The 22,581-nt window shown below is 68.4% G+C and carries 16 protein-coding genes and 2 pseudogenes; 16 read left to right on the top strand and 2 right to left on the bottom strand.

Features of this window, described 5'->3' with window-relative positions; genetic code table 11:
* The first annotated feature begins 20 nt into the window (after positions 1 to 20).
* From kdpB to HIV01_RS18085, 5 genes and pseudogenes are all read left to right on the top strand, one after another.
* The gene (kdpB, locus tag HIV01_RS02835) at positions 21 to 2,042 is read left to right on the top strand and encodes a potassium-transporting ATPase subunit KdpB (protein ID WP_245156966.1); all 2,022 of its coding nucleotides are present in this window, start codon (positions 21 to 23) and stop codon (positions 2,040 to 2,042) included.
* A 1-nt stretch (position 2,043) separates the two neighbouring features.
* A complete protein-coding gene (kdpC, locus tag HIV01_RS02830; protein ID WP_200604853.1) occupies positions 2,044 to 2,667 on the top strand; it encodes a potassium-transporting ATPase subunit KdpC in 624 nt (207 codons plus the stop codon).
* A 148-nt stretch (positions 2,668 to 2,815) separates the two neighbouring features.
* On the top strand, positions 2,816 to 5,464 hold the full coding sequence (locus HIV01_RS02825; protein WP_200604852.1) for a sensor histidine kinase: 2,649 nt from the start codon (positions 2,816 to 2,818) through the stop codon (positions 5,462 to 5,464).
* A gap of 13 nt (positions 5,465 to 5,477) precedes the next feature.
* Positions 5,478 to 6,215: a response regulator gene (locus HIV01_RS02820; RefSeq protein ID WP_207527069.1), complete on the top strand. Its 738-nt coding sequence runs from the start codon at positions 5,478 to 5,480 to the stop codon at positions 6,213 to 6,215.
* A 61-nt stretch (positions 6,216 to 6,276) separates the two neighbouring features.
* A pseudogene (locus HIV01_RS18085) lies at positions 6,277 to 7,857 on the top strand (sulfatase-like hydrolase/transferase); the annotation flags it as partial.
* A gap of 309 nt (positions 7,858 to 8,166) precedes the next feature.
* Here HIV01_RS18085 and galE read toward each other — a convergent pair.
* Positions 8,167 to 9,212, bottom strand: a pseudogene (galE, locus tag HIV01_RS02815) (UDP-glucose 4-epimerase GalE); the annotation flags it as partial.
* Positions 9,213 to 9,521: 309 nt separating this feature from the next.
* Here galE and HIV01_RS02810 point away from each other — a divergent pair.
* The 11 genes from HIV01_RS02810 (at position 9,522) to HIV01_RS02760 (ending at position 21,761) form a co-directional block, all read left to right on the top strand.
* Entirely contained in the window at positions 9,522 to 10,139 is a 618-nt protein-coding gene (locus HIV01_RS02810; protein WP_200604848.1) for an XrtA/PEP-CTERM system exopolysaccharide export protein, read from the top strand.
* The gene (locus HIV01_RS02805; RefSeq protein ID WP_200604847.1) at positions 10,136 to 11,713 is read left to right on the top strand and encodes an XrtA system polysaccharide chain length determinant; all 1,578 of its coding nucleotides are present in this window, start codon (positions 10,136 to 10,138) and stop codon (positions 11,711 to 11,713) included. Before HIV01_RS02810 ends, HIV01_RS02805 begins: the two co-directional genes overlap by 4 nt.
* Complete coding sequence (locus tag HIV01_RS02800; RefSeq protein WP_200604846.1) at positions 11,710 to 12,447, top strand: P-loop NTPase family protein; 738 nt, start codon at positions 11,710 to 11,712, stop codon at positions 12,445 to 12,447. The genes HIV01_RS02805 and HIV01_RS02800 overlap by 4 nt, the downstream gene beginning before the upstream one ends.
* A 10-nt stretch (positions 12,448 to 12,457) precedes the next feature.
* Entirely contained in the window at positions 12,458 to 13,795 is a 1,338-nt protein-coding gene (locus HIV01_RS02795) for an outer membrane beta-barrel protein (protein WP_200604845.1), read from the top strand.
* A gap of 40 nt (positions 13,796 to 13,835) precedes the next feature.
* Entirely contained in the window at positions 13,836 to 14,960 is a 1,125-nt protein-coding gene (locus tag HIV01_RS02790) for a glycosyltransferase (protein WP_207527068.1), read from the top strand.
* Positions 14,957 to 16,114 carry a glycosyltransferase gene (locus HIV01_RS02785; RefSeq protein ID WP_200604843.1) on the top strand — a complete coding sequence of 386 codons (1,158 nt, stop codon included), beginning with the start codon at positions 14,957 to 14,959 and terminating at the stop codon, positions 16,112 to 16,114. The genes HIV01_RS02790 and HIV01_RS02785 overlap by 4 nt, the downstream gene beginning before the upstream one ends.
* 103 nt (positions 16,115 to 16,217) lie before the next feature.
* The gene (locus tag HIV01_RS02780) at positions 16,218 to 17,507 is read left to right on the top strand and encodes an O-antigen ligase family protein (protein ID WP_200604842.1); all 1,290 of its coding nucleotides are present in this window, start codon (positions 16,218 to 16,220) and stop codon (positions 17,505 to 17,507) included.
* Complete coding sequence (locus HIV01_RS02775; RefSeq protein ID WP_200604841.1) at positions 17,504 to 18,574, top strand: polysaccharide deacetylase family protein; 1,071 nt, start codon at positions 17,504 to 17,506, stop codon at positions 18,572 to 18,574. Before HIV01_RS02780 ends, HIV01_RS02775 begins: the two co-directional genes overlap by 4 nt.
* A gap of 4 nt (positions 18,575 to 18,578) precedes the next feature.
* Positions 18,579 to 19,364 (top strand): polysaccharide deacetylase family protein, encoded by a 786-nt coding sequence (locus HIV01_RS02770; RefSeq protein WP_200604840.1) that lies wholly within the window; start codon positions 18,579 to 18,581, stop codon positions 19,362 to 19,364.
* Positions 19,361 to 20,503: a glycosyltransferase family 2 protein gene (locus HIV01_RS02765; RefSeq protein ID WP_207527067.1), complete on the top strand. Its 1,143-nt coding sequence runs from the start codon at positions 19,361 to 19,363 to the stop codon at positions 20,501 to 20,503. Before HIV01_RS02770 ends, HIV01_RS02765 begins: the two co-directional genes overlap by 4 nt.
* A 13-nt stretch (positions 20,504 to 20,516) precedes the next feature.
* Positions 20,517 to 21,761 carry a glycosyltransferase family 4 protein gene (locus tag HIV01_RS02760; RefSeq protein ID WP_200604838.1) on the top strand — a complete coding sequence of 415 codons (1,245 nt, stop codon included), beginning with the start codon at positions 20,517 to 20,519 and terminating at the stop codon, positions 21,759 to 21,761.
* Here the strand turns inward: HIV01_RS02760 and HIV01_RS02755 are convergent.
* Positions 21,758 to 22,507 (bottom strand): YdcF family protein, encoded by a 750-nt coding sequence (locus tag HIV01_RS02755; protein ID WP_200604837.1) that lies wholly within the window; start codon positions 22,505 to 22,507, stop codon positions 21,758 to 21,760. The genes HIV01_RS02760 and HIV01_RS02755 overlap by 4 nt on opposite strands.
* Positions 22,508 to 22,581: the final 74 nt, after the last annotated feature.

Raw genomic sequence — 22,581 nt, 5'->3', positions numbered from 1 at the left:
GTACTGCCCGCCGCCAGTCGGTGGCCGGCCTCGACGCCGCAGCCCTGCGCACGTCGCTGATCGATTCCTTCCGCAAGCTGTCGCCGCGCCAGGCGGTGAAGAGTCCCGTCATGGCGATCGTGCTGCTCGGCACGATCCTGTCGGCGCTCATTACCGCAGCGGTTCCCGGCAATACCGCCTTCGGCGTCGCGGTGACACTGACCCTGTTCGTGACAGTGCTGTTCGCCAACTTCGCCGAAGCGGTGGCCGAAGCGCGCGGCCGTGGCCAGGCGGCCTCGCTGCGTGCGGCACGGCGCGACTTGGTTGCGCGTCGCCTCAACGGCAAGACCCGCGTTGGCGGTGAGAGCCGAGTCGCGGCGGCAACGCTGCGCCCGGGCGACCGCGTCATTGTCTCGGCCGGTGAACTGGTGCCGGCCGATGGCGAGATCGTCGAAGGCGTGGCCACCATCAACGAGGCGGCGGTCACCGGCGAGTCCGCACCGGTACTGCGCGAGGCTGGCACCGACCGCTCCGGCGTGATCGGCGGCACCAAGGTGCTCTCCGACGAGATCGTCGTCGAAGTCAGCGCCGAGCCCGGTCACAGCTTCCTCGACCGCATGATCGCTCTCGTTGAAGGCGCCAACCGGCAGAAGACGCCGAACGAGATCGCGCTGACGATGCTGCTGGCGGCGATGACGCTGACCTTCCTGATCGTCGTCGCCACCCTGCCCGCACTGGCCGGTTTCGTCGGCGCCAAGATCGATCCGCTGCTGCTGATCGCGCTGCTGGTGTGCCTGATCCCGACCACGATCGGCGGCCTGCTGCCGGCGATCGGCATTGCCGGCATGAACCGTGCGCTGCAGGCCAACGTGCTGGCGAAGTCGGGCAAGGCGGTGGAAGTCGCCGGCGACGTCGACGTGCTGCTGCTCGACAAGACCGGCACGATCACGCATGGCGATCGCCAGGCCACGGTGTTCCATCCGCTCGCCGGCGTCGACATGAGCCAGCTGCGCGATGCCGCGCTGCTCTCTTCGCTGGCCGACCCGACGCCGGAAGGAAAGTCGATCGTGCGCCTGGCTCGCGAGCTCAAGAGCACCGTACCCGAGCCGGAGAAGGCCCACTACGTGCAGTTCACCGCGCAGACCCGCATGTCGGGCGTAGACATCCCGCTTGGGGGCCGCGACGGCCGCATCATCCGCAAGGGCGCCGGCGATTCGATTGCCCAGCACGTGCAGGCACTGGGTGGCCAGGTCGTTCCGGAGCTGGCCGCGCGCATCGAGCAGGTCGCACGTGGCGGCGCCACGCCGCTGGTGGTCGCCGAAGGCCGCCACATCCTGGGCGTGATCGAGCTGTCGGACGTGGTCAAGCACGGCGTCAAGGAACGCTTCGCCCGCTTGCGTGCGATGGGCGTGCGCACGGTGATGATCACCGGCGACAACCCGCTCACCGCCGCCGCGATTGCCGCGGAGGCCGGTGTCGACGACTACATCGCCGAGGCAAGGCCCGAAGACAAGCTCGCCCGCATCCGCGCCGAGCAGGCCGGCGGCCGCATGGTGGCGATGGTCGGCGACGGCACCAACGACGCGCCGGCGCTGGCCCAGGCCGACGTCGGACTGGCGATGAACTCGGGCACGCAGGCAGCCAAGGAAGCCGGCAACATGGTCGACCTGGATTCCGATCCTGCGAAGCTGCTGGCGGTGGTCGAGGTCGGCAAGCAGCAGTTGATCACCCGTGGCGCGCTGACCACGTTCTCGCTCGCCAACGACGTGTCGAAGTACTTCGCGATCCTGCCGGCGCTGTTTGCCGCCGCCATTCCGCAGATGGCCGCGCTCAACGTGATGCACCTGTCGAGCCCGACCAACGCCGTGATGGCGGCGCTGGTCTTCAACGCAATCATCATCCCGGCGCTGATTCCGCTGGCGCTGGCCGGCGTGCGCTTCAAGCCCGCCAGCGCGGTCTCGCTGCTGCGCCGGAACATGCTCGTGTACGGCGTCGGCGGCGTGCTGCTGCCGTTCGCCGCCATCAAGCTGATCGATCTTGCTCTCGTGGCAGTGGGGTTCTGAGATGACTACCGTTACTTCCGTTTCGTACGTTCCGCCGGCCGCGCACGCGGCCGTGCTGGAGGACCGCACGTCGCTGCGCGCCCCGCTGGTGTTCGCCGTGGTGATACTGGTCGGATTCGGCCTGCTCTATTCGCTGGCCGGCGCCGCACTGGGCCGGCTGCTGTTCCCGCACCAGGCCACGGGCAGCATCGTGATGGTCGATGGCAAGGCGCGCGGTTCGGCCCTGGTGGCCCAGCCGTTCGCCGATGACCGCTACTTCCAGCCGCGCCCGTCGGCCGCCAGTTACGACCCGATGGCCGCCGCCGGCAGCAACATGGCCCGTAGCAATCCCGACCTGCGCAAGCGCATCGAGGAACTGACCCGGGAAGTCGCCACGCGCGAGGGCATTACGCCGGCGCAGGTGCCGGCTGAACTGGTCACGCAATCGGGTGGCGGACTGGACCCTCACTTGTCGCCGCTGGGCGCGCAGGTGCAGTTCGCGCGGGTGGCGAAGGCGCGGGGCCTCAGCGAAGCGGATGTGGCCGCGGTCGTGACCGCGCACACCGAGGCGCCTCAGTTCGGCGTGCTGGGTCAGACGCGTGTCAACGTGCTGCAACTCAATCTGGCGATGGACGCACTCAAGTAACGGCAAGAGCCGCCCTCACCCCAACCCCTCTCCGCGCGCGGAGAGGGCCTTTTGGCTCACCAACGAAGACCGGGCGATGACGCGCCGTAGCGTTGGCCGCAGGGCCGCGCACGCAACCGCAACAACCCACACAGGCACAATGCCCGCCATGACCGACACAAGAAGCGCCCAGGCAGACGCACTCATCGGCGAACTGCAACGCCAGGGCGCCGGTCGCCTGACGATCTTCCTCGGCGCCGCACCCGGCGTCGGCAAGACCTACACCATGCTCAGCCGCGGCCGCGAACTGCAGCGCCGCGGCCTCGACGTCGTCGTCGGCCTGGTCGAAACCCATGGCCGCGCCGAAACCGCCGCATTGATCGAAGGACTGGAAGTCCTGCCGCGCAAGCGCGTGGACTACATGCCCGCGACAGGCACGGGAAGGGCCATGGAGGAACTCGACCTCGACGCCCTGCTCGCCCGCAAGCCCAGGCTCGCCCTGGTCGACGAACTCGCCCACCGCAACGTCCCCGGCAGCCGCCACGAACGCCGCTGGCAGGATGTGATCGAACTGCTCGATGCCGGCATCGACGTATTCACGACGATCAACATCCAGCACCTGGAAAGCCTCAACGACGTCGTCCACCGCATCACCGGCGTGCGCGTCAGCGAAACCGTGCCCGATGCCGTCTTCGACCGGCTGCGCGACATCGTCCTGGTGGACCTTCCGCCGCGCGAACTGATCGAACGCCTGCAACAGGGCAAGGTCTACGTGCCCGACCAGGCCGCGCACGCGCTGCAGGCCTTCTTCTCGCCGAGCAACCTCACCGCCCTGCGCGAACTGGCCATGCAGACCGCCGCCGACCGCGTCGACAGCGACCTGCGCGAAGCGCAGACCGCGCGCGGCCTGCCCGGCGTTCCATTGCGTCGCGGCGTGATGGTGGCGATCGACGGTCGCGGCCAGTCCGAATACCTGGTGCGCGTGGCCCGTCGCATCGCTGAGCGGCGCGACTCGCCATGGACCGTGGTGACCGTGCAGGGCGCGCAAGCCGCCGGCGAAGCGCAACAGCTCGAACTCGATCGCGCCTTCGCCCTCGCCCGGCGACTCGGCGGCGACGCCCTGGTGCTGCACGGCAACAGCATCGTCGATGCCCTGCTCGACCAGGCGGCGCGATCGGGCGCCAGCACGATTGTCCTCGGCCGCACCCGCGAACGGCCGGTCGCGCGCATGTTCAACCGGACCCTGACGCAGCAGCTGATCCAGCGCGGCGCCCACTACGAGCTGACCATCGTCAGCACGCCGGAGGCGCGTGCGCGGGCACGCCGCTCCTGGCGCCAGCCCGGTGGCTACCTCAACCGCAGCGACACCGCACTGGCGGTGACCTCGGCCGCGCTGGCCACGGCGCTGGCCTGGATCGCCGAGCGCTGGATCGCGCTGGACGACCTGTCACTGATCTTCATCGTCGCGGTGGTGCTGGTGGCCGCGCGCACGCGCATGACCGCGGCCGTGATCTCGGCGGTGCTGTGCTTCCTGGCCTACAACTTTTTCTTCATCGAACCGCGCTACACGCTGATGATCGGCGCGCGCCAGGGCGTGACGACGGTGGTGCTGTTCCTGATCGCGGCGCTGGTGGCCGGGCGCCTGGCCTCGAAGCTGCGCATGCAGGTGGTGGCCCTACGCGCAGCCAATGCACAGGCGACCGCGCTGCAGACCCTGGGCCGGCAACTGGCCAGCGCCGCCGACCTCGGCCAGGTGCTGCAGGCCGGGCGCGATGCGCTGCGCCGCGCGCTCGATGCCGAGGTGGTGCTGCAGGCCGGCGACCATCAGGTGCATGCCGAGCTGCTGAGCGAAAAGGACCGCGCCGCCGCCGACTGGGCAGTACGCCACCGTCAGGCGTCAGGACGCTACACCGACACGCTGGCCGGCTCGGAATGGTGGTTCCAGCCGCTGCCGCTGGGTGAGCGCGAGACTGGCCTGCTTGGCCTGCGCTTCCCACCGCAGCTTCATCGCCTCGGCATCGAGCAACGCCGCCTCGCCGAAGCGATGGCGCAGGACATCGCCCAGGCCGTGGTCCGCACGCGCCTGGTCGCCGACCTGGAGAATGCGCGCGTCAGCAACGAGACCGAACGGCTGCGCTCGGCGCTGCTGTCGTCGGTCTCGCACGACCTGCGCTCGCCGCTGGCCTCGATCATCGGATCGGCCAGCAGCCTGGACCACTACGCCGACGCGATGGACAAGCAGGACCGGCACAGCCTGCTGGAAACCATCCGCATCGAAGGCGAACGCCTCGACCGCTACATCCAGAACCTGCTCGACATGACCCGGCTTGGCCACGGCGGACTCACCCTCAACCGCGACTGGATCGGCGTAGACGAGCTGATCGGCTCGGCAGTGACGCGCTTGCAGCGCTACGAACCCGGGGCGAGCTTCGAGGTGTCGATCGAACCCGGCCTGGCGCCGATATGGGTGCACCCTGCCCTGGTCGAGCAGGCGCTGTTCAACGTGCTCGAGAACGCCGCCAAGTTCTCGCCGCCCGCCGTGGCCATCACCATCCGCGCCCAGGACACGGTCGAAGGACAACTGCGCATCGACGTGCGCGACCGCGGCCCGGGCATCCCCGAGGAAGAGCGCAAGCGCATCTTCGACATGTTCTACAGCGTCGAGCGCGGCGACCGCGGCCGCCAGGGCACGGGCCTGGGCCTGGCGATCTGCCAGGGCATGATCGGTGCGCACGGCGGCAGCGTCGAAGCGCTGCCCGGTCCGGACGGGCGCGGCACGACGATCCGGATTACGCTGCCGCGATTGCAGCCGCAGTGACGACTGACAGCCCGTGAGCGATCCCAGGTCCGCCGACACCACCACCCCGCCCGCCCGCATCCTCGTCATCGACGACGAGCCGCAGATCCGCAAGTTCCTCGACATCAGCCTGCGCGCTCAGGGCTATGCGGTGGAAAGCGCGGAGTCTGGCGAGGGCGGGCTGGAGGCGTTGGCCACGCACGGTGCCGACCTGGTCATCCTCGACCTGGGACTGCCCGACCGCGACGGCCACGAAGTGCTGCGCGAACTGCGGCAGTGGTCGAGCGTGCCGGTGATCCTGCTGACGGTGCGCGCCAGCGAGACCGAGAAGGTCGCCGCGCTCGATGCCGGTGGTAACGACTACGTCACCAAGCCGTTCGGCGTGCAGGAGCTGATGGCGCGCGTGCGTGCGCTGTTGCGGTCCCACGCAGCCCCCGCCGGCTCGCAGCCGCTGTACGAAGACGGCCGCCTGCACGTCGACCTGGCGCGGCGCGAAGTGCTGCTGCAAGGCCAACCGGTGGCACTGACGCGCAAGGAATACGCCCTGCTCGCCCTGCTGATCCAGCATGCCGGCCGCGTCGTCACCCAGCCGCAACTGCTGCGCGAACTGTGGGGCCCCAGCCACCAGCACGACACCCATTACCTGCGCATCCTGGTCGGCAAATTGCGCCACAAGCTCGGCGACGATGCTGCAGCGCCGCAATGGATCGCGACCGAACCGGGCGTCGGACTGCGTTTCATCAGTCGGGACCCGACACACTCCGGTCATTGACCTGTGCTAGGGCCGGACCCGGTCGACTGACCGGGCGGACGGGCCGAGCGAGGGGCGGTGCATGGCCAAGTGGGCGCAATCGAAGGCGGCGACGGTGGGGTTGGTCGTCGTCAAGCTGGTGTTGATCGGGATCTACCTGCTGGGCACCAATCGCCTGCTGGCAGAGCGCGTGGCGCATATCGGGCTGAAGCCGGGGCTGGTGGTGTTTGCCGCCGTCTGGCTGGTCTGCCTGGTGTCGATGCTGGCGCTGGCGTTCCATTCGCGGCCGGCCACGCGGGCGGCCTGGAGCGTCGCCTTTTTCCTCAGCAGCACATTCAGCCTCGGCCACGCGCTGATTACCTCCCGTCACCTCGGCCTGGCCGACTTCGAACAGCTCCTGGGCCTGATCGGGTTCGCCGGCAACCTCGCCGGCTTCCACGACGCGCAGCTGGCCCAGGCCGTGCTGTGGTCGTTGCTCGGCGTAATTGCACTCAACCTGCCGCCCTGGTTCCCGCCACCGGCCTGGCTGCCGGCGCCGCTGGCATGCCCGCTGCGTCACGCCGGCTGGCTCCAGGCCGTCCCCATCGTGCTGATTGCCGCGATCCTGTACCTGCGCGGCGGCGAAGGCTCCAACGGCTTCCCCGGGCAGTACAACCCGGCGGCGTTCGCTTTCGTGCTCGGCGCCGAGAAGGTGCTCGCGCCGGCCACGCCGCCCCGCCAGGACGTCGCGCTCAAGCACCCCGGCCAGCGCCCCTTCCGCCATGTCGTGCTGGTGATGGACGAAAGCGTGCGCGGCGACTATGTCGACATCAATGTCGACGACGGCGTCGAGACCGGCCTGCGGCCGCTCGGACCGGCGCTGTTCAATTTCGGCATCGCCGCATCGGCTGCCAACTGCTCCTCCACGTCCAACGCCAGCGTTCGTTATGGCGTCACCCGCGACAGCTACCAGCGCGACCTCGACGTCAATCCCTCGTTCTGGCGCTACGCCAGCAGCGCCGGTTACCGAACGATCTACATCGACGGCCAGCGCAACGGCGGCAAGCTGCACAATTTCATGGACGAGCGCGAGCGCGCGGAGATCGACGAGTTCGTGCAGATCGACGCTTCGGTGCCACTGGAAAGCAAGGACGTCCAGGCCGGCCGGCTGCTGGGCGAGATGCTCAAGCGGCCCCGCCCCAGCTTCATCTACGTCAACAAGGTCGGCTGCCATTTCCCGTACGAGGGCAAGTATCCGGCCAACAAGACGCTGTATTCGCCGACGATGGAACGGACCTACTTCAGCAACGAGGCCGATCCCGACGTCGCCCCGCAGCCGCACGCTTCGGGCACGGCAAGTTCCGAGGATCGCTGGCGCCAGGTGAACAGCTATCGCAACTGCGTGGCCTGGAACACGCGCGAGTTCTTCCGCGAGGCCCTGGCCGACGCACCGCTGGACGACACCCTGATCCTCTACACCGCCGACCACGGCCAGAACTTCCACGAGGACGGCTCGCCCGGCGCGCAGACCCACTGCACGACCGGCCAGGCCGCCGCCGGCGAAGGCCGCGTGCCGCTGGTCGCCATCACCCGCAACGCCGCCATGGCGCCGATGTTGCGCGACGCCGCCAACGACAACCGCGACAAGGCCAGCCACTTCAACCTCTACCCGACGGTGCTGCGGGTGATGGGCTACGGCATGCCGGAGACGGGCGGCAAGTCGGAACTGTTCGAGCCGGACCTGTTCGCCAGCCTGCCCGGCGACAACCAGCACTTCCTGTCGACGTACTTCGTGCGCTTCGGCCGCGAGCCGGTGTGGAACCCGATCGGCAAGCCGGCACACCTGCGCGACGGCCTGCAACGGGCGCTGGCAGGTGAGGTCAATTCCCAAGGAAGGCACCGCCAGCGGTTCACGCTGACCTGCGGCACGCACCTGCGGGCTCCAGCCGTTCCCGCTTCAGGCCCCGGCAAGCCGTGCGACGTCACGGCGCCGACGCTCGACGCGCGGCGCGGCAGCGCGGCGCAGCGGCGAGCGGTAACCCAGCGGATTCATCGCCTGCCAATGCCAGGCATCGCGGCACATGGCGTCGACGTCGTACTGGGCACGCCAGCCCAGCAGTTGACCGGCTAGTGCGGGGTCGGCGAACACTTCGGCCGAATCGCCCGGACGGCGTTCGACGATCTCGTACGGAATCCGCCGGCCGCTGGCACGCTCGAAGGCCTGCACCAGTTCCAGCACGCTGATGCCGCGCCCCGTGCCGAGGTTGACGGTAAATCCGCGATCGGCCGCGACCATGTACTCGAGCGCGTCGGCATGCGCCTGCGCCAGGTCGACCACGTGGATGTAGTCGCGCACACCGGTGCCGTCGACGGTCGGGTAATCACCGCCGAACACGCGCAGGTGGTCGCGCTGGCCGACTGCGACCGGCAGATGTAGGGCATCAGGTTGTTGGGTTCGCCGCACGGGTCCTCGCCGATCAGGCCCGAGGGATGCGCGCCGACCGGATTGAAGTAACGCAGGTTGGCCGCGCGGAACCGATCGTCCGCCCGGCACAGGTCCTCGATCAGCTGTTCGGCGACGAGCTTGGTGCGGCCGTAGGGATTGAGCGCCTGCAGGCCGGCATCCTCACGCACCGGGACCTGGCTGGGATCGCCGTAGACCGTCGCCGACGAGCTGAACACCAGCCGGCGCACGCCGGCCTCCTGCATGGCCTGCAGCAACGCGATGGTGCCGCCGATGTTGTTGTCGAAGTAGTCCAGCGGCTTCCGGCACGACTCCCCGACCGCCTTGAGCGCGGCGAAATGCAGCACGGCGTCGAACTGGTAGGTGGCAAACAGGGCTGCCATCGCCCGGCGGTCGCGGATGTCGACACGATGCAGTGACACCGGTGCACCGACCAGCCGCTGCAACCGTTGCAGCACGCGCGGCGAACTGTTCACGCCGCTGTCGGCGATGACGACGTGATGGCCGCGGCCACACAGGGTCACGCACGCATGGCTGCCGATATAGCCTGCACCGCCGCAAACGAGAATTCGCATTGGATGTCCTGGCCGGGCCTCGACGGTGATGTCCCGACGGTGTTGGTTTGCACCGGCACCCTGCACCGCGATCCCGGCAGGCTGCTCCCCAGACGTCGGGCAATCCTCCGTCCTGATCTTTTCAACGCAGAACACCGGCATTTCCGGCACCGGCAACGACCGTGCGAATGCGGACACGCATTGCTCGCACTGGATTCGGCAAAAGTGCTCCGGTGAGGGCAACCACCCCCCCTTGCTCCGGTCGGGCGATGGCCGGATTGGGCACTTCACGCCGTTGGAATGACACGAATGCAAGGGGGGCTTATTGCCATGCGCTTGATCCAGATCTTCCAGACCGTAGGCCTGTTGCTGTTGATTTCCGCGTGCGCCTCCTCCGGCAACACTGCCGGCGCGCCGCCTCCGAGCAGCGAACACTCGGTCGACTCCTACCAGATCGGCATCGACGACATCGTCCAGGTGTCGGTCTGGCGCAACCCGGAATTGGGCATCACCGTCCCGGTGCGCCCGGACGGCAAGATCTCGGTGCCGTTGATCGGCGATGTCTCCGCCGGCGGCCGCACTCCCGACGAAGTCGCCAAGGACATCCAGACCCGGCTCGCCACGTTCGTGCGTGATCCGCAGGTTGCGGTGATCCTCACCGACCTGCGCAGCCACGAGTACCTGTCGCGCGTGCGCGTGACCGGGGCGGTGCGCCAGCCGATCTCGATTCCCTATCGCCAGGGCATGACCGTGCTCGATGCCGTCCTGGCCGCCGGCGGCGTCACCGAATTCGCCGCCCCGGCGCGCTCGGACCTGTACCGCAAGATCGGCGACAGCACGCGCAGCTACGCGGTTCGCCTCGACCACATCCTCGAGGACGGCGACCTGTCCACCAACTTCAAGGTCGCCCCCGGCGACGTCATCACCGTCCCGGAACGCACGCTATGAACGGATCATCCATGGACCTGGTGGTGGCCGAGGCGCGGCCGTCGGCCGTGGCGGCGATGGTCCCGGTGGCGTTCGAAGAGAGCCGCCGCCATCCGGTGCTGCTGGCATCGATCTTCGCGATCATTGCGCTGGCGGCCCTGCTGTTCGGACTGCTGCTGCCAAAGAAGTACAACTCGGCCACGACCATCCTGATCGAGGAAAGCAACATCATCAAACCGCTGATGGAGGGCCGTGCGGTGCCGACCGGTGTGGTCAGCCGCGCCGGCATCACGCGCGAGGTCGCCTTCAGCGCCAAGGTGATGAACGAGATCCTCAAGACCGGCGGCTGGCTGAAGGCCAATCCGACCCCGCTGCAGCGGGAGCAGCTGATCGAGCAGATCACCAGCCGCACCATCATCTCCAATCCCCGCGAGAACCTGATCCGGATCTCCTACACCGATACCAGCGCCGAACGCGCGCACGATGTCACCAAGCGCTTCGCCGAGATGATCATCCAGGAGAGCCTGGCCACCAAGGAGCGCGAAAGCCGCGACGCCTACGAGTTCATCGACTCCCAGGTGCGCCAGTACCACAAAAAGCTCACCGATGCCGAAGCCAAGCTCGAGGCGTACCGCAAGTCCAACCCCGATGCGCGGCCCGGCATCGACGGCGACGTCAACTCCCGGATCGGCGAGTTGCGGCGCATGGTCGACACCTCGCGCATGGAACTGATGGACCTGGACTCGCAGGGCAACGCACTGCAGTCGCAGCTGTCCGGCGAAAATGAAATCAACGTCGTGCAGACCCGCTCCGGCCAGGTGATGGCGCAGATGGCCGAGCTCGAGAACGAGCGCGCCAAGCTGCTGATGAATTACACCGAGCAGCATCCCGACGTCGTCCGCGTGCAGCACCAGCTGCGCGACCTGGAAGAGCGGCTTCGGCAGGACGAGGCGCGCCAGGACGCGCGCAAGATCGGCGCACCGACCTCGCTCGACGGCGTCGCCTCGTTCAACCCGCTCTATGGCGAACTCAAGAGCAAGCTGGCCGAGAACCGCCGGCAGAGCGCGGCGGTGTCCTCGCGCATCTCCACCAGCCAGCGACTGCTCGACCAGGAACTGGGCCGCAGCCGCCATATCGCCGCGTCCGAGAGCACGATGGCCGAACTGTCGCGCGACTACGAGGTCAACCGCGACCTCTACCAGGACCTGCTCAAGCGCCGCGAGAACGCCCGCGTCTCGATGAGCCTGGATTCCGAACAGCGCGGCCTGAGCTTCCGCATCCAGGAACCGGCCAGCTTCCCGCTGCGTGGCACGGGCCTGCGCCTGATCCACGTCGCCGGCGCCGGCCTTGGCGCCGCCGCACTGGCGCCGCTGGTGCTGCTGATCGGTTTCGTCCGCCTCGATCCGCGCGTGCGCTCGCCGCACCAGATCGAGACGATCGCTGCCCTGCCCGTGATCGGTTCGGTGCCGCGCTACCAGACCGCCCCGGCACGCCGCCTGGGCAACCGACGCTTCGTGATCGCCGCGATGATCGCCTTGCTGGTCCCGCTGATCTTCGGACTGACCCTCGCCCTGAAACTGGTGTACGCCCCATGAGCGCGAACCCGATCTTCGAACGCGAAAGCGCCGCGACAGACGAACGCAGCAGCCAGCGCTCGATCGCGCCGGCCCCCGCGCCTGTAACGCTGACGCCGTCGCAACTGGAGGAGCGCGCGATCATCCACCGCACCGCGGTCTCGCGACCGGAGGTCGACGCCTTCCGCGAGCTGCGCACACGCCTGCTTGCCGCGGTCGAAGGCAGCTTCGTGGCGCTGGTGGCACCGGTCAGCAGCGGCAGCGGTGGCAGCTTCGTCGCCAGGAATCTGGCAACCGCCCTCGCCTTCGATGACACCAAGAGTGCGCTACTGGTCGATTGCGACCTGCGCCACCCTTCCCAGCACGTGACGATGAAGATCGACACGCCGACCGGACTGGTCGAGTACCTGGAGGATCCCGAAGGCGACCTGTCCGATGTGATCTACGAGACCGGCGTCCAGGGCCTGCGGCTGATCCCTGCGGGAACCTCGCGCGAAATCGGCGCCGAGTACTTCTCTTCGTCGCGCATGCGCCTGCTGCTCGACTCGATCCGTAGCCGCCATCCGAACTGCTACGTGTTCCTCGACGGCCCGCCGGTGCGCGGAACGCCAGACGCGCGGATCCTCGCCGACATCGCCGACGTGGTGATCCTGGTGGCCGGGTACGGGCGCGACACCGCCGCATCGATTGCCCAGGCCGCCGCCAACTTCGATCCGAACAAGTTCGTCGGCGTGGTCTTCAATGAAGGCGTATGAGGGAGCGCGAATGGCCAGGGAACGACGTCACCCGATGGGCACGGCCCGGCGGTCCGCATTGTGCCTCGCGCTGCTGTCGGCCATCCCCCTCGGCGCCGATGCGGCAAAGATCAACTACTCCGTCGGCGGCTACGTCGAGCACAGCGACAACATCGGCCTGACCGAATCCAACCCGGAGAAGGCCGAAACGCTGGGCGCGCTGTTCGACTTCGACATGAACCAGACCGGCAAGAACACCAACCTCACCGCGCGTGGCGGCTTCGAGTACCTGTACTACACCGGCGACACCTTCGACGACGACATCCGCGCGACCCTGGTCGGCCACCTCGACTGGAACACGATGCAGGACCGCCTGCAGTTCCTCGTCGAGGACTATCTCAACTACGAGCCGATCGACGTGCTCGCCGCCAACGCCCCCGACAACCAGCAGCAGGTCAACGTCTTCCTGGCCGGCGCCACCCTGAACCTGCGACCCGGCGCCGCCACGCGCACGCGCCTGGACATCCGCTACAACAACTACTACGCCGAGGAAACCGAAGAGTTCAACGGCGACCGCTACAACGCCGCCTTCACCCTGTGGCAGGACACCAGCCAGACCACGCGGATGGCCGGCACCATCGAGGCCAGCCAGGTCGAGTACGACCAGCCCAACCTGGGCGCCGACTATCGCCGCCTAGATACCTACGCGACGCTGAACCGCAACCTGGCCAACTTCGACCTGAACCTGCGCCTGGGCTATTCGTGGGTGGAACTGCTCAGCTTCGACGGCGAACAGTCCTCGCCGCTCGTCCGCGGCGTCCTGACTTGGCGCGCCAGCCCGCGCAGCACGTTCAACGGCGCGCTCTACTACCAGTTCTCGGATGCCGCGCAGGAGCTGATCACCCGCTCCGACGACATCGGTTCGCCGACCGTCGTGGCACCGCCGCCGAGCGACCAGGCCGCAAACGACCTGCTGATCGGCCCGGACATCTACAAGCAACGGCGCGTGGAATTCGACTATCGCTTCACCGGTGAGCGCTACGACTTCGCCATCGGTCCCTATTACGAGAACAACGAGTACCTCGATCCGACCGTCGAAAGCGAAGGCAGCTACGGCGTTGGCATGGGAGCCACATGGCGCATCCAGCCGATGCTGCACCTGACCTGCCTGCTCTCGCGCAGCTACCGCGATTTCGACACGTTCGATCGCGACGACGACGATTTCGCTGCGTACCTGAGCCTGATCAAGATCTTCACCCGCAACTGGAGCGCGTCGATCGACCTGCGCCACCAGGAACGCAACAGCAACGTACCCGAAGCCAGTTATGACGAGAATGCCGCCATCTTCAGCGTTCGCTATACCCGCTGACACGGCGGTTGCCGGCAGCGGTGACAGGCGCATCCGGCTGTTGCTGCTGACCGACACGGCGGTATTGGCACCGGGTGGCAGCGAGCGCTTCCTGCTGAACCTGGCCTCGCGGCTGCCGCGGGATCGCTATCGGATCACCCTGGTGCAGCTCCACGGCGCAAGCATGCCGGCGAACGGCCAACCGGCCCGGCAGCTGCCGCACGTGCAATTGCGGGCGCTGCCGGTGCATGCGGTCTACGACGTCAGCGGACTTCGCGCATGGAAGGCGCTGCGCTCCATGCTGCGCGAAGAACACTTCGACATCGTCCAGTCCCAGCACGAGAAGGCCGACCTGCTCAATGCGCTGCTTCCGCGGCGTGCCGGCGGCGTACGCATCTCCAACCGCCGTGACATGGGCTTCAAGAAGAGTGCCCGGTTGGCGCGGGTGTTCCGGATGCTCAATCCGCGCTTCGACCGCGTGGTGGCGCCGGCACGGCAGATCCTGACGGGCCTGGCCGAATGCGAGCAGCTCGACGCATTGCGCATGGTCTGGATTCCCAACGGCGTCGATACCCGGCGCTATTGCCCGTCCACCTACCAGTCGCGGCTCGACAGCCGCCGCGCGCTCGGACTGGATGAGGACGCCATCGTGTTCGGCTGCATTGCCCGGCTGACCGAGGTCAAGCGCCATGCCGACCTGATCGACGCCTTCGCACGGGTGCATCAATCGCTGCCGCAGGCACGGCTGGTCCTGATCGGCGACGGCCCGCTGCTGGGCGAGATCCGTTCGCACATCGCCGCCCTGCACATCACCGAAGCGGTGACCCTGCTCAACTTCCGCGACGATGTCGACACCCTGCTGCCGGCGCTCGACGCGGTGGTGCTCGCCTCATCCAGCGAGGGCATGTCCAACGCCCTCCTCGAAGCCATGGCCTGTGCGCTGCCTGTGATCGCCACCGCGGTCGGCGGCAACCTGCACTTGGTCCAGCATGAAACCACCGGGCTGCTGGTGCCTCCGCGTGACCCGCTGTCGCTGGCGGCCGCCATGCAGACGCTCGGGCGTTCGCAGCACATGGCCAGGCGCATGGGCATGGCCGCGCGCGCCCGCGTCGAGCGGGAATTCTCGCTGGACGCAATGGTCCACGCCTTCGACCAGCTCTACCGCCACCTGCTGGCCCGGCCATGAACGCGCCGGCCACGCACGCACCGGTGCTGTCCACGCTCCAGCTTCGCTCCAGCGCAGGACTCTACGGCGCCGATCGCATGGTGCTGGCGCTGGATCGTGGACTGGCCCGCGCCGGCGTGCGCAGCCGCCTGCTCAGCATCAACAACTACCGCATGCACGGCCAGCCGCTGCATGAAACCGCCAGCGCCGCCGGCCATGACGCACTGCTGCTGCCCTGCCGCGGCCGCATCGATCTTGGCACCGTCACCGCGCTGGCCGGGCAGATCTCCGCCGCGGGGCCGGGCGCGATCGTGCACAGCCATGACTACAAGAGCGCGTTCTACGCCTGGCTGGCCACGCGCGCGCAACCGGCGCACCTGGTGGCCACGCTGCATGGCTGGGTCGAGGGCACCTCGTCGCTACGCCTGTACGCACGCCTTGAGCTGGCCCTGCTGCGTCGCTTCGATGCACTGGTAGCGGTGTCGGCCGACCAGGTCGCGCGCCTCGTCGACGCCGGCGTGCCGCGTTCGCGAGTCCATTGCATCGACAACGGCATCGACTTTCCCGTCGCCGACGCCAACGGCGCAGCCATGCTGCGCGACGAACTGGGCATCCCCGGCGACGCACGCGTGTTCGGCGCCGTGGCGCGGCTGTCGCCGGAGAAGAACCTGGCGATGCTGCTGCAGGCGTTCGCACCGGTGGCGCGGCAGGCGCCCGGTGCCGTCCTGCTGCTGGTCGGCGACGGTCCGGAACGTGGATCGCTGGAACGGCTGGCAGAAGAACTGGGGCTGGGCACGCAGGTGCGCTTTCTGGGCAGCCACGACCACATGGGCGCGATCTACGCGTTGATCGATTGCCTGGTCCTGCCATCGCTGACCGAGGGCATGCCGCTGGTGGTTCTGGAAGCGATGGCCTGCGGCATTCCGGTCATGGCCAGTGCCGTGGGCGACATACCTCGCCTGCTCGCCCACGCCGAACATGGAAGGCTGGTGCCCGCCGGTGACCGCGACGCCCTGCAGGTGGCGCTCGCCGAAGCGGCGTCGCTGCCACGACGCGTCGACCTTCCTGCGCGTCGGTACGCGCGTGAACACCATGGCGCCCAGTCGATGGCCGCGCGTTACCTCGATCTCTACCTGCGGCTGCAGGGGAAGACGCATGACCGGCGTGCGTCCTAGCTCCGTGCGCCCCAGCCTGCCGCGTGGCGCGAGCGATGCCGCCTCCGGCCAGGCCGCGGCGCAGCCGCGATTCCCGTTGGCCGCACGGGCACTGAACAGGTCCATGCCGGCAGCACCCGGCGGCGTCCGCGGCGCGGCAACCGCAACGCCTGCCGCGACCGGCGTACGCCTGCCTGCCGTGCAGCAGGCACCGCGAAACTGGGCCCTGTACGCGTTCCTGATCCTGCTGCCGTTGCAGAACATCACCGCCGGCTACCTGCCCAACATCGGCGGCGGCTTCAACTTCCTCAACATCATGTTCCTGCTCTCGCTTGCAACCGCCATGGCCCAGCAGGGACGCCTTGCCAGGGACGAAGCGGTCAACAGCTGGGTGATGGTGTACAGCGTCTACATGATCATCTCGATGTGCATCGGCTACCAGTACGTCACCGCCGCCGAGAACCATCTCAACCAGCTGAAGGACCACCTGGTCGGCCTGTTCGTCCTTTACGTCGTGCAGATGAGCGTGCGCGACTGGAAGGGCGTGCGGCTGGTGGTGCTGGCCACGCTGGTGCCGCTGCCGTACATCGCCAAGGTGGTGTGGGTGCAGCACTTCAGCGTGGCGCGGACGCACTACACCGACGACCTGCGCATCAGTGGCACCTTCGCCCTGCTCGGCGCCAACGAGTTCGCGGCCTTCTGCGTCACCGTCACCATCGTGCTGTTCTCGCTGCTGCTGGCGTGCCGGCTGTCGCGGCGCTGGCGCATGGTGCTGGCCGGAGGTGTCGCCTGCATGGTGCTGGGCGTGCTCTACGCCTATTCGCGCACCGCCTACGTCAGCCTGATCGTCGGCCTGGTGGCGGTGATCCTGGTCTGGCGAGGGCGCTGGAAACTGATCCTGCCGCTGGTCCTGGCCGCGGCGCTGTTGCCGGCGATCCTGCCGGCGTCGGTGGTGGAGCGGTTCGACAGCACCACGGTGGAGGAAGGCCAGCGCGACGAAAGCACCGAGTTGCGCATCGAGTACTGGAAAGTGGCCTGGGCCAACTTCCTGCGCCACCCGGTCACCGGCACCGGATACCACACCTTCCACCACCGCGAGATCAATCCCTACGGCAAGGACACCCACAACCTCTACATCCGCACGCTCAGCGAAGGCGGCGTGATCGGCGCGGTGGTGCTGCTGGGGGTGTTGCTGTCGGTGCTGTCGCTGGCGATGCGGGAGTTGCGGCATTCGCGCTCGGGAACCTGGCGCTACGCGTTGGCGTTGGGCCTGCTCGGGGCGTGGCTGGCGATGGTGATCGCCAACCTGTTTGGCGACCGTTTCACGTATTACCCGGTAGTCGCCTATTTCTGGGCCTACGTGGCACTGGTGATGAAGGCGCGCCACCTGCCACCCGAGGACGTTCCGCGATGACCGCACCGCTGCGATCCTGGCTTCGCTACCTGCTGGCGCTGTGCTGCCATTACAGCGGACTGGACTGGCTGTACCGCCACGTCAGCGGCGCCGGCCTGGTGATCCTGATGCTGCACCGCGTGCGCGACGAACCCGATCCCTATCCGCTGAGCATGTCGCGCGGCAACCTGCGCCAGATCATCCGCTGGCTGCGCGGCCAGCAGGCACTGGTCGGCCTGGGCGAAGGCCTGCGCGACCTGTCGCCTGCGGCGCCACAACGCGTGCGCTATGCCCTCACCTTCGACGACGGTTACCACGACAACCTCGGCCTGATCGACGCCAGCCTCGGCCGCGTGCCGGCCGTGGTCTATGTCGCCACCGGGCACATCGGCGGCGAACCGATCTGGGCCTACCGGCTTGCCCACGCCATCGAGTCGCGAAGCCGCGACCAGGTCGATCTCGGCGGCCTCGGCATGGGTCACTTCGACCTTGCCGAGCCAGACGATCGTTATCGCCTCTATGCCCTGCTGCCAGCGCGCCTGAAGGAACTCGAGCCGGCCGAACTGGAGGCCTGGGTCGACCACCTGTGCGAACAGACCAAACCGCGCCCGATCCCGCACGAGAATCGCGAGATGCTGGATTGGGATGACGTCCGCAAGCTCTACGTCAACGGCGTCGAGATCGGCGGGCACACCTGCAGCCATGCCATCCTCAGCCGCCTCGACGAAACCGCCGCACGCGAGGAGATCGGCCTGGCGCATGCGAGCATCACCACCGAGCTGGGCATGCCGCCGCGCCACTTCGCCTACCCCAACGGCGGCAGCCAGGACTTCGGCGATCGCGACGCGCGGCTGGTGCGCGAAGCCGGCTTCGAGACGGCAACCACTTCCATCGAAGGCATCAACCGCCCCGGCGCGGACCCTTACCGGCTGATGCGTTTCAACGTCCACGAGCAGCGTTTCCTGGCACCGTCCGGACGCCTGTCGCGGGCACTGTTCTTCAGCGAGACCAGCGGCCTGCTGGGCTGGCTGCGCGGATGCCGCGGTGCCGTCGAATCGCTCCCCGACCACAGCGTGCAACCGGGCTGACGCCATGACAGAAGAAGCCGCCAAAGGCCCGGCCCGGCTGCCGATCCTGATGTACCACGGCCTCCATGCCGATGCCGACGCGCGCGGCCGTTTCGATCCGGTCTACAGCCTGGCCCCCGAGCAGTTCGCCCGCCAGCTCGACTGGATCCAGGCGCAGGGCTACCGCTGCATGCTGCTCGACGAGGCCATGCAGCAGCGCGGCGACCGCGCACTGGTGATCAGCTTCGACGACGGCGATCTGTCCAACATCGAGGTCGCCCTGCCGCTGTTGCTCGAGCGCGGCATGAAGGCCGAGTTCTACATCACCACCGGATTTATCGGCGCCACCGGAATGCTGTCGGCCGACGAGGTGCGGCAACTGGCGGCGGCCGGCATGGGCATCGGCTCGCACGGCTGCAGCCATTCCTTCCTCGAGGACCTGGACACGACCGCGCTGATGTCCGAACTGGACGACAGCCGAAGCCGCCTGCAGGCCTTGAGCCGGCGGCCGGTCGACGCCATCGCCCTGCCCGGCGGCCGCGGCGGCGAGCGCGAACTGCTCGCCGCGCAATCGCTGGGCTACCGCCACGTGCTCGGCTCGGTCCCCGGCCGCAACCTGCGCGCGCGCAGTGATCGTTGCCTGCAGCGCCTGGCCATCACCCGCAACCTTGGCATCGACGACTTCGCCGCGCTGGTGCGCTGGCAGGGGCTGGCGCCACGGCTGATGCAGGCCCGCCACGCGGCGCTGTCGCTTCCCAAGCGCGTGCTCGGCAACCACGGTTACCAACGACTGCGCGAGCGCCTGCTATGACGACACTGGCTTTCAGCGCCGAAACCGTCTTCTGGCTGTGCACGGCGCTGGTCGCCTATGCCTACGTCGGCTATCCGCTGTTCGTGGCGCTGTTGTCACAGCGTTACGGCCAGGTGCCGTTCGAGTCCCGCCTGTGCCCGGCATTGACCGTCGTCGTCGCCGCATACGACGAGGAACTGCGCATCGCCGCGCGCATCGACGACATCCTCGCCGAGGACTATCCGCCGCAGCGTCTGCAGGTGCTGGTGGTCAGTGATGGCAGCCGCGACGGTACCGCTGACGCGGCCGCGATCGGCGACCCGCGGGTACGGGTGCTGGCCTTGCCCCGAAACGTCGGCAAGGCGGCGGCGATCAACGCCGCGTTGCGCCACGTCGAGACCGAGCTGGTCGCCTTCACCGATGTGCGCCAGCGCTTCGCCCCGCGTGCACTGCGCGCACTGGTGGCGCCGTTCGCCGACCCGGCGATCGGCGCGGTCACCGGCGAACTGGTGATCGCCGCCGGCAAGGACCGCGCGGCCACCGAGGGCGTCGGACTTTACTGGCGCATGGAAAAACGCCTGCGTGCCGACGAGGCGCGACTGGGTTGGCTGCACGGCGTCACCGGCGCGATCCATGCCATGCGCCGGCACCTGTTCCGCCCGATTCCGGCCGGCACCGTGCTCGACGACATGTGGATGCCGCTGCAGGTGTTGTGGTCGGGACACCAGGTGTGGATGTCGCGCCACTCGATCGCACATGACCATGCCAGCGCCAGCGCCGATGAAGAGTTCCACCGCAAGCTGCGCACGCTCGCAGGCAACTGGCAGCTGCTCGCGCGCATGCCGGCGCTGATGAACCCCTTCGCCAACCCGGTGTTCTTCGCCTGGTTCTCGCACAAGTTCCTGCGCCTGCTGGTGCCATGGGCATTGCTGCTGGCGCTGGCTGCGTCGGCGCTGGCGAGCGGCCCGTTCTACCGGTGGGCGTTCTACGCGCAACTGCTCGGCTACGCCGGCGCCATGATCGGGTTGGGCCTGCCGAAACTCGCCTCGCGCTTGCCGCTGCTGCCTGCGGCCAGCGGCTTCGTGATGCTCAACCTGGCCGCACTGCTGTCGCTGCCGGCATCACTGGCGGGTCCTTCGCGCCTGTGGCGCAAACACTGACGGGAGCGAGCTGATGGCACGCATCCTCGCCCTCACCAGCCGCCTGCCCTACCCGCCACGCGAAGGCCACCAGCTGCGCGCCTGGCACGTGCTCAAGGCGTTGGCGTCGCGCCACGAGGTCACGCTGCTGAGCTTCCTGCGCAAGGACGACGCGCTGGACGAGGCCGGGCCGCTGCGAGACGTGCTCGCCCGCCTTGAAACCTTTCCCATCGCCAGCGAGCATTCGCACGCGTCGATGGCGGGCGCGCTGCTGCGCGGCACATCGACGCGCACGCCTTTCCTCGTCGCCAAGTACGACTCCGCAGCGCTTCGCCGTCGCCTGGCCGAGCTTGCGCGCGACGCCGACTTGGTCCATTTCGACATGCTGCCGTTGATGGCGCACGTTGACTGCGTCCCGGCCGGCGTGCCGGTCACGTTCAATGCACACAACGTCGAGCATCACCTTCTCGCCAAGCGCGCGCAGATCGAGCCGCGCCTGGCCGCGCGCGTGTTCCTGGCCAGCCAGGTGTCGCGCCTGCAGGCCTTCGAGCGCCACGCCTGCCAGCGCGCCGACGCGATCCTGGCCTGCTCCGAACCCGATGCGCACGCACTGCGCGAGCTGGCACCGGGATGCGACGTCGGCGTGATCGCCAACGGCGTCGACCTCGATGGCAACCGTCCCGCGCCTGCGGCGCCGGATCCGGACCGGCTGGTCTTCGTCGGCCAGATGGGCTGGTTTCCGAACCGCGACGGCGTCGACTGGTTCCTGCAGTCGGTGTTCCCACGCATCCTCGCCGCCCGACCGCAGGCGCAGTTCGTGCTGGTCGGCAAGGCCGACGGCTATGAAGTGCCCGCGACGGTGGCCGGCAACGTGCGCCTGGCCGGCTTCGTCGACGACCTCCGGCCGGATGTTCACGCAGCCGCCGTGTACGTGGTGCCGCTGCGCGCCGGAAGCGGCACGCGGCTGAAGGTGCTCGAGGCGATGGCCCTGGGCAAGGCGATCGTCACCACCACGGTCGGCAGCGAAGGCATCGAACTGGAACATGGCGACAGTGCGCTGTTTGCCGACGATGCCGAGGACTTCGCCCGCGCCACGCTGGCCCTGATGGACTCGCCGGAACGTGTGGCCGCAATGGGCGTGGCGGCGCGCCGGCTGGCCGAAGCAAGCTACGGCTGGGAGGCGATCGGCGCACAGTTGCTCCATCGCTATGACGGTCTGCTTGGCCGCGCGGTCTTTGAATCAATCGCCGCTCCGGGTGGCCGGGTCCACGCGGCCTAGCGCGTCGCCGTCACCGGCACGGTCTCGCGCGCACGCATGCGGTACTGGATCATGCCGGCAAGTTCATACAGGGCGCTCTGGGTCTTCGCCACCGCCGATACCTGCGGCAGGAAATAGCCGACACTTCCCATCGGTACATAGTCCGAATCGCTGGCGTACACACAGGGGTCGAACCCGGCGCTGCGGAACGACAGCAGCGCGCGCGGCAGGTGCGCCGCCGAACTGACCAGGCGCATGCGCGCGGGCAGCGTGCCGCGCAGGGCGAACGCGCTTTCCCAGGTGGTGGTCGAGGCGGTTTCGGTGCGCAGGGCCGACTCGGGCACACCCCAGTCGCGCGCCAACCGCGCCATCACCGATGCTTCCTTGACTTGGAACGGCCCGCCGCCAGCAATCACCAGCTGCGAGCCGGGGTCGGTGCGCCACAACTCCACCGCGCCACGCAGGCGTCGCCAGCTGGCCTGGGTCAGTGCCGCGTAGTCGTCGTCTGCACGGGGTTCGCCGTCGAGGCCACCGGCCAGCACCACGATGGGCGCCCCTGGGGCGACGCAATGCGCCTTGGCCGGGATGCGCGACTCGAGGTCACCGATCAGGGCATTGGCCGCCAGTGGTGTGCACAGCACCAGCACCGCGAACATCAGCACGATGCCAAGCGCGCGCACCGGCGCCCATAGCCGGGACCACGTCAGCCACAGCAAGGCGCCCAGCAACAGGCCCCAGGTCATCGGCGAGAGCAGGAGGTGGGACATCGCGCCGAAGTCTTGCATGAACGCGGCGCGGGTGCGAGGTGGCGGCGACTGCGTCTAGGCCGAACCTTGACGGC

The sequence above is a fragment of the Lysobacter arenosi genome, assembly GCF_016613475.2.
In the GTDB taxonomy this organism is placed as follows: domain Bacteria; phylum Pseudomonadota; class Gammaproteobacteria; order Xanthomonadales; family Xanthomonadaceae; genus Lysobacter_J; species Lysobacter_J arenosi.
Note: the sequence above shows the minus strand (reverse complement) of the source record. Positions and strands in the feature narration are given on the sequence as shown.

Coding starts and splice junctions, on each gene's coding strand:
- HIV01_RS02800 (WP_200604846.1), top strand. CDS start 11,710: ATGAGCGCGAACCCGATCTTCGAACGCGAAAGCGCCGCGACAGACGAA.
- HIV01_RS02810 (WP_200604848.1), top strand. CDS start 9,522: ATGCGCTTGATCCAGATCTTCCAGACCGTAGGCCTGTTGCTGTTGATT.
- HIV01_RS02785 (WP_200604843.1), top strand. CDS start 14,957: ATGAACGCGCCGGCCACGCACGCACCGGTGCTGTCCACGCTCCAGCTT.
- HIV01_RS02775 (WP_200604841.1), top strand. CDS start 17,504: ATGACCGCACCGCTGCGATCCTGGCTTCGCTACCTGCTGGCGCTGTGC.
- HIV01_RS02805 (WP_200604847.1), top strand. CDS start 10,136: ATGAACGGATCATCCATGGACCTGGTGGTGGCCGAGGCGCGGCCGTCG.
- HIV01_RS02770 (WP_200604840.1), top strand. CDS start 18,579: ATGACAGAAGAAGCCGCCAAAGGCCCGGCCCGGCTGCCGATCCTGATG.
- HIV01_RS02825 (WP_200604852.1), top strand. CDS start 2,816: ATGACCGACACAAGAAGCGCCCAGGCAGACGCACTCATCGGCGAACTG.
- HIV01_RS02780 (WP_200604842.1), top strand. CDS start 16,218: ATGCCGGCAGCACCCGGCGGCGTCCGCGGCGCGGCAACCGCAACGCCT.
- kdpC (WP_200604853.1), top strand. CDS start 2,044: ATGACTACCGTTACTTCCGTTTCGTACGTTCCGCCGGCCGCGCACGCG.
- HIV01_RS02765 (WP_207527067.1), top strand. CDS start 19,361: ATGACGACACTGGCTTTCAGCGCCGAAACCGTCTTCTGGCTGTGCACG.
- HIV01_RS02760 (WP_200604838.1), top strand. CDS start 20,517: ATGGCACGCATCCTCGCCCTCACCAGCCGCCTGCCCTACCCGCCACGC.
- HIV01_RS02755 (WP_200604837.1), bottom strand. CDS start 22,507: ATGTCCCACCTCCTGCTCTCGCCGATGACCTGGGGCCTGTTGCTGGGC.
- HIV01_RS02795 (WP_200604845.1), top strand. CDS start 12,458: ATGGCCAGGGAACGACGTCACCCGATGGGCACGGCCCGGCGGTCCGCA.